Origin of the sequence: Alkaliphilus peptidifermentans DSM 18978 (assembly GCF_900101495.1) — a bacterium.
Lineage (GTDB): Bacteria > Bacillota > Clostridia > Peptostreptococcales > Natronincolaceae > Alkaliphilus_C > Alkaliphilus_C peptidifermentans.
In genome coordinates this window covers 82,304-95,122 of sequence record NZ_FMUS01000003.1, presented here as the reverse complement: position 1 = coordinate 95,122, position 12,819 = coordinate 82,304, and the positions used below count along the sequence as shown (strand labels likewise).

The following is a 12,819-nucleotide window of genomic DNA, read 5'->3' as shown; positions in this document are numbered from 1 at the left end:
TATAAAAGCCGGAAGTTTGATGTCTCGTTAAAATTTTCATTGATTAAACAATAAAATAAAGATGTATATTATTCATAAAACAGTTTAAATTTGATATGCTAAACTTAATATGAAAGGGTGTTATCCTATGAAGAATTCAAATTTTATCGGTGTTGGGGGCTTACTTTATTACAATAATGGATATTTACTAGTACGGCATTCATACGGTGAGTATAATAATATGTGGATTATTCCTGGTGGTCATGTGAATTCTGGTGAACACTTGCATAAAGCCGTTGAAAGGGAAGTATATGAAGAAACAGGTGTCAGCACTACCGCCACCAATATAGTAGCTGTACGTTCTCGTCAGAGAAGCACCAAATCACTAGATTGCTATATAGTCTTCCTTCTAACCTATAATTGTGGAAATCCAACATCTGATGGCTTTGAAAATAGTGCAGTTGAATTTTTCACATACAAGGAAGTTGTTAGAATGGAAAATATAATTCCCCTCACCAAGATTCTAATTCAACAGCACCATGAAAGCAAGTTAAATAACTTGCAAAAAGTAACCTCTCAAGAACCCTATACAAATGATAATAGTAAATTAACGCTTTACCTATAGCCATGAAATAATACTCCAAAAGAATCTAGCCCCTTATTATAGGTAGCTTGCCTCATAAGGGGTTTGGATTTTTCATTGCTTATTTGTATTTCTATTCTAATTCTCCTCAACCAACTTTTCCATCTCATCTAGCAAATCTGCAAAAACCTTTAATGCCATTTCCACAGGCTTTTTACTGGTCATATCAACCCCAGCATTTTTCAATAAATTAATAGGATAATCTATACTTCCACTCTTTAAAAACTTTAAATATGAATCTACAGCTTTTTCCCCATCCTGCTTTATTTGCTTAGAAAGAGCTATAGCCGCAGAAAAACCTGTTGCATACTGATATACATAGAAGCTCCTATAAAAATGTGGAATTCTAGCCCATTCAATTTCTATTTCTTTATTTATAGTCATATCACTACCATAATATTTTCTGTTTAGTTCATAGTATATCTCACATAGCTTTTCTGCTGTTAAAGCATCCCCTTTTGCCACCATTTCATGGGTTATTTTTTCAAACTCTGCAAACATTGTTTGTCTAAACATAGTTGTTCTAAATTGCTCTAAAAAATGATTAATGTAATACATTTTCACCTTTTTATCTTCATTTTTACTAATCATATAGTCCATTAATAGAGCTTCATTAACAGTTGATGCCACCTCTGCTACAAATATTTTATAGTTTGAATAAATAAAGGGTTGATTTAAAACGGTATAATAGCTATGAATAGAGTGTCCCATTTCATGAGCTAATGTAAATAAATTATCCACATTATCTTTATAGTTCATAAGTATAAAGGGATATGAATCATAGGTACCCCAAGAATATGCTCCACTGGACTTCCCTTTATTTTCATATACATCTACCCATCGATTATCGAAGGCGAACTTTATAGTATTGCAGTATTCCTCTCCCAAAGCTGCTAGACCTTCCATTACCATATCTTTTGCTTCCTGGTAGGTAATTTTTATATCCACCCCTTCCACTATAGGTGTATATATATCATACATATGTAAATCATCAATCTTAAGCATTTTTTCCCTGATTGCCATATAACGATGCATTAGGTGGAGGTTTTCATTAACCGCTTCTATTAGTTTATCATAAACCTCTACTGGTATGTTACTTTCAAATAAACTAGCCTCCAATGATGAGTTATGCTTTCTTACCTTAGCATAAAATCCATCCTTTTTTAAATTAGCGTTGAAGGTTGCTGCAAGTGTATTTTTATATTTTGAATATGTGCCATAAAACTGATAGAAGGCAGTCTTTCGTACCTCTCTATTTTTACTCTCCATTAGATGAGTGAAATTGCCAGCTGTCAATTCAACTATTTCTCCCTTTTCATCTGCTATTTCAGGAAACCTCATATCAGCATCATTTAACATATCATATATGTTCTCAGAAGCCTGGGCTAAGTCACCGGCTTGAGCAATTATCTTCTCTTCTTGAACTGATAGAACATGTGGTTTATTTCTCAGTGTTTCCATCAAGAATTGATGATATTTTTTCAAACCTTCCTCTTCATTTAAGAATTTTTCTATTTCCTCTTCATTTATCTGGAGTAATTCTGGAGTGAAGAAGGATATGGCACTCTCTACTTCTATATGTAAGCTCTGAGCTCTATCGGTTAATGCTTGATATTTAGGATTTTGATTATTTTCATCTCGTCTCATTTTTCCATAGGTATAAAGCTTATAGACTTTTTGTAATAAGCCTTCATATAGCTGTAATGCCTGCAAAAGCTTCTTTGAATCATTCAGCTTCCCCTGATATTGTACAAAATCATTTGTCAGTTCCTTTGCTTTCTTGAAATCCTGTTCCCACTCTTCATCATCTTTGTAAATCTTTTCTATATCCCATTTATATGCGATATCGATATCTTCTCTCTCTAGTATTTTTTTAGAGCTTTTTTTATCTTCTCTCATCTCTTTTGCCACCTTTCTCTTACATTAGTTTATTACCCCTATAAAATATATATTAAATATATTTTACATAAATTTCTTATTCCCTTTATTAGTATCACATATTCAATAATAAAAGCAATTGAGTTCTGCATCAATTATCCTATTCATCAAAAAAAGAAGGCATTTCTGCCTCCTTTAATATTGTTAATTTTGTTTATCTTCTTGCAATCTTATTTACTATTAAAGCAATCGCTCCATCACCTGTAACGTTGGCAGCTGTTCCAAAGCTATCCTGAGCAATATATATTGCCATCATTAATGCCAGTTGAGGCTCATTAAAGCCAAGCATAGTCTCAAGTAAGCCTAAAGCCGCCATTATTGCTCCTCCTGGGACACCTGGGGCTGCAACCATTGTAACACCCAGCATCATAATGAAGGGAAGCACTGTGGAAAATCCTGCTATTGAGCCTTCTAATGCCATAACAGCTAAAGCACATATTGTTAAGGTAATTGTACTTCCAGCAAGATGTATGGTTGCACAAAGAGGTACCGCAAAATCTGCTACTTCATCGGTTACTCCATTAAGCTTTGTAGTACGAACTGTAACTGGAATAGTAGCAGCTGAAGATTGTGTTCCTATCGCTGTAAAATACGCAGGAATCATGTTTTTTATTGCCGCAAATGGGTTTATACCAGTAAAAGCACCTGCAATAAGATACTGAATTAAAATAAAGGCTAAATGAACCCCTAAAACTAATATTATTACTCTACTAAATACCGCCAGTGTTCTAGCAACTTCACCAGTATAAGCCATTCTTGCAAAAATTCCTAGAATGTGTAGTGGTAATAAAGGAATGATTATATTCACTATTACTTTATTGATAATTTCTTGGAATTCACGCATAAAGTTAAAAATAGTTTTTTCCTTTATTGCTGCCATTCCTAAACCAAGTAAAAAGGCTGTAACTAAGGCTGTCATTACTCCCATAATTGGCAGCATCTGTATTTCAAAAAAAGCTGAAATGGTTTGTCCACCTCCTGCTACATCACCACCAGCAATAATTCCTGGTAAAATTAAAGCAGAAACAACAAAGGCTAATATTCCAGCAGAAATTGTTGATAGATAGGCAATCCCTGCAGTGATTCCTAGAAGCTTTCCTGCTTTTTGTCCAAGCTCAGCAATACCAGGTGCAACAAAACCTATAATAAGTAAAGGTATGATATATCCTAGAAAATTTCCAAATATACCACTAAAGGTAACAAAAATTCTTGTTAACCATTCTATTCCTGTAGAACCAATAATAATACCTAATACAATACCTATTAGTAGTTTAGGTAATAATCCAAATTTTTTCATTTGTTTTTTCCTCCTCATGTTATATGTTTGACGTCAACATTACTAATTTTAAACAAAATTGGTGACAGCTTCAATAGTTTATTTAATTTTTATATATAATATTTCTTATAAAACTAATGTAGAAAAATTGCAAATAATTATAATGTTTTAATAATAATTATTTTTGTTGATTGTGATTTTATTATATAATTGATATAGTAGAATATATATATTATTATCTTTGGGAGGAATCATTATGCATTCATTAATCCATGCAATTGCTTTGGATCCCTCTAAATGTGTCGGATGTACTAATTGTATTAAGCATTGTCCAACAGAAGCCATTAGGGTTAAAAATGGTCAATCTAAAATTATTAAAGAACGTTGCATCAATTGTGGTCAATGTATTCAAGTATGTCCACGCCATGCGAGATTCGGTATTACAGATGATTTAAAGACCATCAACAACTTCAAATATAGAATTGCCCTAATAGACCCAGTCCTATACGGACAATTTATTGAAGGTATTACCCCTTCACAAATTATTCGTAGTATACTTAATATGGGCTTTAATGATTATTTTGAAACTTCAAAGGGCGCAGATATTATAACTGAATTTACAAAAAACAAGTTGATAATGGGTTTAAAAGACCTATTATATCATCAGCATGTCCTACCATTGTTAGACTTATACAGGTTAGATATCCTAGTTTGATTGAACATATATTACCGATAGATTCACCTGTGGAAATATCAGCCCATTTAGCCCGTGAAAATGCTAAAACTACTCATGGATTAAAGGAAGAAGATATAGGTGTATATTATATTACACCTTGCCCTGCTAGAATCTATAGCTTTCAAAAACCTGTAGGAATAAAAAAGTCCCACGTAAGTGGAACGCTATCTGTAAAGGATGTTTTTTTAGAGGTTAGTAAAAATCTAGACAAAGACCAAACAACCCATAAGGATTTTTATCCTTCTGGCAAAGGAATTGGTTGGGCAAGAACTGGTGGCCAAAGTCAAGCTTTAGGCTTAAAGGAATATCTAGCTGTTGATGGTATACAAAATGTAATAAGTGTACTGGAGGAAATAGAATATCATAAAATTAGAGACCTAACCTTTTTAGAGTGTCATGCCTGTACTAATGGTTGCGTTGGAGGTAGTTTAACCATTGAAAATTCATTTGTTGCAAGAAACCGTATTAGAAAGCTTGTAGAAGCCCACTATGGTTATGAACCTAAAGCTATACAATCCTTTGAAAATTATCAATTAACTGAATCACTTGCACCTATACAAGTAACTAAGTTGGATGATAATCTTTCTGAAGCAATAAAAAAAATGGAGCAAATCGAAAAGGTTCTTCCTTCTCTACCAAATATAGATTGTGGAGCCTGTGGAGCACCTCGCTGTAGAGCCTTGGCAGAGGATATTGTACTGGGTTATGCCAGTATGGATGATTGTATAGTTATACTAAAAAATCAAATTTCATCTGAGAAGGAAGACACGAAGGAAAAATAGAGTTATGAGTTGAGAGTTATGAGTTAAGAGTTAAGAGTTAAGAATTGAATGTTGAATGTTGAATGTTGGATGAAATAAATAAGTAATAAAAAGTCCAAAAGAACTAAAAGATAAAAATTAAGAATTAAAATTGAAAAGATAATAAATTTATAGAGATCAAAATATAAAAATATAACACAACAAAAAACCAGCTGGTTCACACTGATATGATACCTATGCTGGTTTTTTGTTGTGTTCAATTATTTTACTGTATTAGTTAATGTACCAATTTTTTCTATGGTACAGCTTATTATATCGCCAGATTTTAAGAATTTTGGGGGCTGAAATCCCATTCCCACTCCCGCTGGTGTTCCTGTAGCAATAATATCTCCTGCCTTTAATGTAATTCCTTTTGATAGGTCGTTTATAATGTGGGGAATATCAAAAATAAGCTTATTGGTATTGGAGCTTTGCCTTAACTCACCATTTACAGTGGTTTCCAGATTTAACTGAAGGGGAAAAGGAATAGCACTTTTATGGGTAATGCATGGCCCCAGTACGCTGAATGTATCAAGGCTTTTTCCCTTTAACCACTGGGTATGCTTTTTTTGTAAATCTCGTGCTGTTACATCATTCAGTATGCTATATCCAAATATATATTCATCTGCCCTTTCTATTGGAATATTACTTCCGTCCTTTCCAATAATAACTGCCAATTCAACCTCGTAATCAAGCTGGTTAGTTAGTTCTTTATAACTTATTATTTCCTCGCCAGAGCCAATTGAATATGCTGCCATTTTACTGAAATATACCGGTGCATCGGGTATAGTAAAGTTATTACCCTTAAATTGTTGCGATTCCAGTACATGGTCATGATAGTTCAATCCTAAACAAATTATATTACGTAATGGCTTAGGAATTGGACTTATAACTTTTATATCCTCAGCCTTAATATAACTGCTTGTGTTTTCTTCCTCTAAAAACCAATTGATTATTTCTAATATCTCTTGATTAAAGCCAGAAATGAATTCAAGCATATTAGCTGATGACTTAATCCCATCAATTAATGATAGGTCAAGTATTAAATCATTATCTACATGAACTCCTACTTTTTCCTTGTTATTTTGAATAAAAGTTACAAATCTCATGGTTTCACCTCTATATTATTTAACTATTTGTTTTACAATTTTTTTACTTTAAATCCTTTTAATCTCATTTTTAATATCCATCTTATTTCTTGAAAAATTGATATAAATTCCTTATCTTCTCTATAAAACAAGTTCCCTCTTTTAATTTCGTAGCTTTTAATTAGCACTTATATTCCCCCATTATCTTTTAAAACTTGTTGCCATCAATTTAGTGTCTCTAATAATCTTAACACCAGCAAAAAAGAATACAAAGAACTCTAGCCTTCCTAACATCATACCTAAAATCTGTGACCACAAAATTAACACAGGAGTATCAGGTGATGTTATTCCCACAGATAAACCAACTGTGCCTAAAGTAGATGCAAACTCAAACATTGATTCTTGTAATGGGAATCCATAAGCTAACATTATTAACACTCCAATAACATAGACTATAAAATATATAGTAGCAAATGCAGTAATTTCAACTATATGTTTTTTAGGAACATAGTACTTCCCTTCTGGTCTGATGACATACTCCTGCCTTACAGTGTTTCTAGGCACTAGATAGCCTTTTAAATTCCAAATTAAAGACTTTAACATTATATATACTCTGTATTGCTTCAATCCGCCAGCTGTTGAGCCAGCACCTCCTCCTATTATCATAAGCGCTATCATTATAAATATAGCGAAGCTAGGCCAGCCTTCATATCCAACAGTTGAAAAGCCTGTAGTAGATAGAGCAGATACTAGTTCAAAAACTCCTACTCTAATTGTTTTACCTAATGTGTTATAGATTCCTAGAAGGGCAATAACTATAGTGATTGGAATTGCTAAGGATAAAATAAAAAACATAAATCGTATTTCACCAATTTTAAAGAATCTCTTAATTTCACCCTTCAAAAGTAAAAAATGTGCTGCAAAGTTAATGGTTCCTAAAAACATTAGTACTATTGTTATAAGTTCAATAGCAACACTATTAAATTCACCAATGCTATCTACCTTTGTTGAAAATCCTCCAGTAGATAAAGCTGCTATTGCATGATTTATAGCGTCAAACCAGTTCATTCCTGCTATAATATATAGAACTATACCTGCAACTATATAGCTTAGATAAATAGTCATAATTAATTTTGTTGACTTTGCAACATCAGGTAACAATTTATCAGAACGGCCTTCAGCATTATATAAACCTAATCCATGGGGGCCAATTATTGCAGAAAGCATTACAACAGCAAGTCCAGCCCCTCCTAAAAATTGCATTATACTTCTCCATAATAAAAAAGTATTCGGTGTTTTAGTGACATCAACAACTGATAATCCTGTAGTTGTCCATCCACTAACAGATTCAAACATTGCTTGGGTAAAGTTAAGTTGTCCAGATAGGATAAAAGGCGTAGCTGATATTATTATAGTAATAAACCATGCAAAAACAACTATAACGCCTCCTTCATGTAGAGTTAAAGTAGCCTCTTTATCTAAATTTGCTTTTCTTATTATATAACCTAGTACTATTGAAAAAACTGATGGTATTAAAAAATACTTAATCTGTTCTACTTCACCTTTATAAATAGGTACTATTAAAAGGGGGATTAATAGAGCTATACCTATTCCAATAACTATCGTACCTAGGTACCCTATAGTTAACTGATATCTTTCCCTTAATTGTTGTATATATATCATTTCTAATCAGTCCTTCCTCTTATAACCCTTAATACAGCAGACTGAACATTTGGTAATGATAATATAATTAATTTATCTTCTTCTTTTACCTCTGTATTCCCCCGAGGAATTACTGCAATACCATTGCGCATTATACATCCAACAACTGCTTCCTTTGGAAAAGCTATATCACTCAAAATATTACCAACAACTGGATATCCTTTGCTTATTTCAATTTCCATTATAGATACCTTACCTTCTTCAATAGGTATGAGATTAGTAATATCATCTACAGCAATTTTCTGCTCAATTAGAGATGATATAATATTAGCTGTACTTATTACTGTGTCAACTCCTAGCTTTTTAAATATCTCAATATTTCTTGGATCATTTACAATAGCAAAGGTTTTTATTACCTTAAACATTTTCTCGGCAACTTGGCAAATGACTAAGTTATCGGGGTCATTTGATGTTAATGCTATAACCATTTGAGAATAGGCTGCACCAGAATCTTCTAAAATATATGGTTTCGTTCCATCACCATGAACAATATTTGCCCTTTCGTGGATTCTTGCTAATTTTTTGCAATATTCCTCATCTTTATTAATAATTGTTACTCTATATCCCTTTGATAGAAAGGATTTGGTAAGAAAATGAACTTCTTTACCTCCCCCAACTATAATAATATTCATTTATTAATCCTCCATTTCTGAGCCTACTATAATGTTCTTAAAAGCTATAGAAGAGAGAACTGTAGGACTTATGGTTTCTACATCGAGTTCCTCATAAACAATCTTTCTGCTAGGTTCAAATAATCTTGCTACAACCTTTGGTACCCCATAAATTGTTTTTGCAATTTGTGCTACCATAATATTTGTATTGTCATCATTAGTTGTAGCTACTAATACATCTGCCTTGTTAATCTTTGCTTCTAGTAGTGTATCTATCTCAATAGCATCTGCTTCGATTGTAAATCCACTAAAGTCATCAGAAAGCCTGTGGAATGCATGCTGTTCTTTATCAATAACTACTACACTTCTTCTTGTTTTTGAAAGAAGGCTAGCTAAGTGTGACCCCAGTCTACCACATCCAACTATAATGATATATTCATCATTATTCTTCTTCATTACTGAATCCTCCCATGTTGATTCCTACTTGTGTATATCTCATTTGTGCTGTTCTTTCAAGGTTTTTATCTGCTGGTTTATAGGTTGGATCTAAAGCCAAAGCAGCTCTATAGTGCTTTTGGGCTTGATTAATCTCATTTCTATACTCATTTATTACGCCTAGAAGGTTGTGTGGTTCAGGAGAATTTATATCTAAGATTATACTTTTCTTCAAATAATCTTCAGCTTTTTTTATATCATTTGTTAAAATACATTTCTTAGCATAATCTATAATTTGTTTAAAGGTTTGAAGTTTATCCTCCTTTAAGCTTTCTCTATTTAATACTCTTGTTACCATTTCTCTTATTTCTTCGGGTGTAAAGGGTTTACTAACAAAGTCAATGGCACCCATCTTCATAGCCTCTACAGCATTTTCTATAGTTCCATAGGCTGTCATCATTATTACATTTACCTTATTACTCTTTTCCCTTAATTTATTAAGTACCTCCATGCCATTTAAACCGGGCATTTTAATATCAAGAAGCACTAAATCATATTCATTATTTAGTATCTTAGGAACAGCTTCCTCTCCATTTACTGCTGTATCCAACTCATAATCATCATTTTGCAGACATTGCTTAAGGGTTAACCTTATGTTTTTTTCATCATCTACTATTAGTATTTTTTTGTTCATTTCTATTCCTCCTTAAGATATTTAATCAGTAATTCTTTGATCTGTGCCGGAGTGAAAGGTTTTACAATATAATCACTTCCACCTACCTCAAAGGCTCTTTGAATGTCTTTTTCTTGGTTTTTTGCACTTGTAAAGATTATTGGTATATGTTTAGTATTTGGATCCTCCCGTAATGCTTCACAAACCAAGTATCCATTTACGTAAGGAAGTACAATATCTAAAAATATTAAATCAGGTAAAGCTTCCTGTGCTAGCTTTATAGCGTCTATTCCATTAGTTGCTACTTCAATTTTATATCCCTCTTTCATTAGTAGCATTTTTAAAGATAATATTATATTCTTTTCATCTTCAACAATTAGAACTTTTTTCATACTGTACCCCCTCTTAGGTGCCTACATAAAGTGAAAAATAGAATATACTTCCATCTCCTAGTTTACTATCTACCCATATCTCACCACCATGGGCATTTATAATTTCTTTGCTTATGGCAAGACCTAAGCCAGTGCCACCCTTTTCATCCCCATTGTCATCTTTAACTTGAATAAATTTACTAAAAATTCTCTCCTGATATTCTTCTGCTATGCCTTTCCCATTATCAGCTACAGATACTAATATTTTATTAGCAGTTTCCTTTGCTTTAATTACGATCTTTCCTGAGCCATCTCTAGGTGTATACCTTAGCGCATTTCCAACTAAATTCGTTAATACCCAGGATATTTTATTGAAATCCGCATTAACCTTTGGCATATTCTCTTTTACATCAATCTCCAATGAAATATTTCTATCCTTTGCTCTTTGCCTAAACTGCTTAACAGCGTATTCGATCATTTCATTTATATCCTGAAGCTCTATATCCATTGTAACTTTACCCGATTCAAATTTTGAAAGATCTAGTAGATCACTAACTAAGTTTTTAAGTCTCTCATTATCCTCTATAATGGCCTCCAATAGTTCTGCTTGATTTTCGTTTATTTCTCCTGAGGTTTTATCTAATAGTAACCCTGCTGCCATACTAATAGATGTTAAGGGAGTTCTAAATTCATGAGAAACTGTAGAAACAAAATCAGATTTCATATCATCAATTTCTTTAAGCTTTGTTATATCCTGCATCAACGTTACTACTCCAACATTATCACCATCCTTATCCATAATTGGTCTAACATTAATACGATAGTGTCTAGTTTTCTCATCAGTAGTAACTGTAATATTTATATATTTCTTATACGATTTTATATCTTCTGAGTTTTTCACCTCATCAATCATTTGAAAGATTTCTTCCCTCTTAATAGTTTCAAGAAAATGTCTATTTAAAACTTCTTTTTCTCTTATACCAAGGCCCTTTTCAGCAGCTCTGTTTACTAGTAATATTTTATTGTTTTCATCTGTTACAATTATTCCATCACTTATGCTTTCTACTATAGCTTCAGCTTTTTGCTTTTCCTTCATAAGCTTCTTTATATTAAGCACTTCATAAGACTCTAATTTCCTAGTCATAGTATTAAATTCTCTTGCCAATTCTCCTATTTCATCACTACTGTCTATATCCAGCTGTTGGCTGTAGTCACCCTCAGTTATACCTTTGATTTTCTCTATTAAATTATATATCGGCTTTATCATTTTATTCGAAATATAAATAGCTAATATTAAACCTATAAGAATTGTAATGATTGATAAAAGGATAGTAGAATAGGAGGCATTTTTACCTATAGCTTTAGCTCTATCTCTACGATCTAGCATAGCATTTTGATTGAGATTTAAAAGATTCCTACACTCTTCCTTAGTACTTTCAAATACTGGTAATATTTCATTGTAATAGTAGTCTCTTGCAGCCCCTGGTCCATCATTTGTTTGTATTCTTATTAATTCATTAAATTGCTTAATATATTGTGTATACATTTCATTGATGATAATCAGTATATCAGCTTCTCCTATTTCAGTTATATTATCCTCTGCCCTTGCTAACCACTTAATAAATTCTTTTTCGTTTTCTAAGAAGATTTTCTCGGCACTTCCATCTACAGTAAACATTTGTGTCAGTTCAGCACTATCTTGTCGTTCCAAAGCAACAATCATATTTTGTGCAGCAACTATTGTTCTATAGTTTGACTCCATAATATTGTCTATTGAATTATTTAGCCTATTAAAATTGATTATTGCCCAGATACTATTGGTAGCAAGTATAGTAAATATAAGTATAAAAATCATAAGCATTTTTGCTTTAATACTCTTCTTCAAAAGATCACCATCCTACACTTGATTTTATCTTTTAAACATAAAAAAACCATGAAGAGTCATGGTCAAAAAATTAGCCATAGGCTCCCCTTTCAACGCTTACGAGGTTAGCTGACGGGCTCGGATTGAAAGAGTTATCCTATCCATATGGAATTCGCCCCTAAAATTGGGTCCCCCGCTTCATAAATGAACTCAGCGAATAAATAAATTTGATATTAATTATATACCTCTTATTTATGAAGGTCAATTATTTTTTATAATAATATATTCGAGTTTTGTTATTTGGTATATCAAACAAATAAAAAACAAGGCGTCAGATTATTATTCTCTGAATGCCTTGCTTTTTATTTTTCTAATTGGTGGGCAATAAGGGACTCGAACCCATGACTTCTTCCACGTCAAGGAAACACTCTACCAGCTGAGTTAATTGCCCAAAATATTCGACATAAATATAATTTATAATAACATCTTTATTAGTGAAATTCAAGAAATATATATTAAGTTAATGTTTAATTATATTATATTTAAAATTTAATTTGAGGTTTTATTTTTCTGTTAATATAGTTTTCATTATTCTAATTCTAAAAACGTATATATTACCAGTACAAGATTTTACCCTCCGTGTTTTGAAATGCTATTTCTTGGGTAGAAGGATATTATCATTT

13 protein-coding genes, 1 tRNA gene and 1 riboswitch are annotated in these 12,819 nt (G+C 32.3%); of the genes, 3 read left to right on the top strand and 11 right to left on the bottom strand.

Annotated elements, in window-relative coordinates; translation table 11 throughout:
• The first annotated feature begins 127 nt into the window (after nucleotides 1-127).
• Nucleotides 128-604 (top strand): NUDIX domain-containing protein, encoded by a 477-nt coding sequence (locus tag BLP68_RS03360; RefSeq protein ID WP_176758844.1) that lies wholly within the window; start codon nucleotides 128-130, stop codon nucleotides 602-604.
• Nucleotides 605-700: 96 nt separating this feature from the next.
• Here the strand turns inward: BLP68_RS03360 and pepF are convergent, their stop codons facing one another.
• Together pepF and BLP68_RS03350 are read right to left on the bottom strand one after the other, a co-directional pair.
• Nucleotides 701-2,521, bottom strand: coding sequence for an oligoendopeptidase F (pepF, locus tag BLP68_RS03355; protein WP_091540002.1), 1,821 nt, complete (start codon nucleotides 2,519-2,521; stop codon nucleotides 701-703).
• Between the two features lie 193 nt (nucleotides 2,522-2,714).
• Nucleotides 2,715-3,857, bottom strand: a complete 1,143-nt coding sequence (locus BLP68_RS03350; protein ID WP_091539999.1) for a dicarboxylate/amino acid:cation symporter — start codon at nucleotides 3,855-3,857, stop codon at nucleotides 2,715-2,717.
• A gap of 235 nt (nucleotides 3,858-4,092) precedes the next feature.
• Here BLP68_RS03350 and BLP68_RS03345 point away from each other — a divergent pair, with 235 nt between their 5' ends.
• Entirely contained in the window at nucleotides 4,093-4,551 is a 459-nt protein-coding gene (locus BLP68_RS03345; protein ID WP_091539998.1) for a 4Fe-4S binding protein, read from the top strand.
• The gene (locus BLP68_RS03340) at nucleotides 4,452-5,354 is read left to right on the top strand and encodes a [Fe-Fe] hydrogenase large subunit C-terminal domain-containing protein (protein ID WP_330389052.1); all 903 of its coding nucleotides are present in this window, start codon (nucleotides 4,452-4,454) and stop codon (nucleotides 5,352-5,354) included. Before BLP68_RS03345 ends, BLP68_RS03340 begins: the two co-directional genes overlap by 100 nt.
• Before the next feature lie 239 nt (nucleotides 5,355-5,593).
• Here the strand turns inward: BLP68_RS03340 and BLP68_RS03335 are convergent, their stop codons facing one another.
• The 9 genes from BLP68_RS03335 to BLP68_RS03300 all read right to left on the bottom strand — a co-directional run bounded on the left by BLP68_RS03335 (nucleotide 5,594) and on the right by BLP68_RS03300 (nucleotide 12,587).
• A complete protein-coding gene (locus tag BLP68_RS03335) occupies nucleotides 5,594-6,481 on the bottom strand; it encodes a fumarylacetoacetate hydrolase family protein (RefSeq protein WP_091539994.1) in 888 nt (295 codons plus the stop codon).
• A 32-nt stretch (nucleotides 6,482-6,513) separates the two neighbouring features.
• A complete protein-coding gene (locus BLP68_RS22220) occupies nucleotides 6,514-6,648 on the bottom strand; it encodes a hypothetical protein (RefSeq protein WP_278278182.1) in 135 nt (44 codons plus the stop codon).
• A gap of 13 nt (nucleotides 6,649-6,661) precedes the next feature.
• Entirely contained in the window at nucleotides 6,662-8,143 is a 1,482-nt protein-coding gene (locus BLP68_RS03330; RefSeq protein WP_091539991.1) for a TrkH family potassium uptake protein, read from the bottom strand.
• Between the two features lie 2 nt (nucleotides 8,144-8,145).
• Entirely contained in the window at nucleotides 8,146-8,814 is a 669-nt protein-coding gene (locus BLP68_RS03325; RefSeq protein ID WP_091539987.1) for a potassium channel family protein, read from the bottom strand.
• 3 nt (nucleotides 8,815-8,817) lie between these two features.
• Nucleotides 8,818-9,249, bottom strand: a complete 432-nt coding sequence (locus BLP68_RS03320; RefSeq protein WP_091539983.1) for a potassium channel family protein — start codon at nucleotides 9,247-9,249, stop codon at nucleotides 8,818-8,820.
• On the bottom strand, nucleotides 9,236-9,922 hold the full coding sequence (locus tag BLP68_RS03315) for a response regulator (RefSeq protein ID WP_091539979.1): 687 nt from the start codon (nucleotides 9,920-9,922) through the stop codon (nucleotides 9,236-9,238). The genes BLP68_RS03320 and BLP68_RS03315 overlap by 14 nt, the downstream gene beginning before the upstream one ends.
• 2 nt (nucleotides 9,923-9,924) lie before the next feature.
• A complete protein-coding gene (locus BLP68_RS03310) occupies nucleotides 9,925-10,293 on the bottom strand; it encodes a response regulator (RefSeq protein WP_091539975.1) in 369 nt (122 codons plus the stop codon).
• Nucleotides 10,294-10,306: 13 nt separating this feature from the next.
• Entirely contained in the window at nucleotides 10,307-12,157 is a 1,851-nt protein-coding gene (locus BLP68_RS03305; protein WP_207647862.1) for an ATP-binding protein, read from the bottom strand.
• Nucleotides 12,158-12,235: 78 nt separating this feature from the next.
• Nucleotides 12,236-12,362: riboswitch (cyclic di-AMP (ydaO/yuaA leader) on the bottom strand.
• 149 nt (nucleotides 12,363-12,511) lie between these two features.
• Nucleotides 12,512-12,587 (bottom strand) — tRNA-Val (locus tag BLP68_RS03300).
• Between the last annotated feature and the right edge of the window lie 232 nt (nucleotides 12,588-12,819).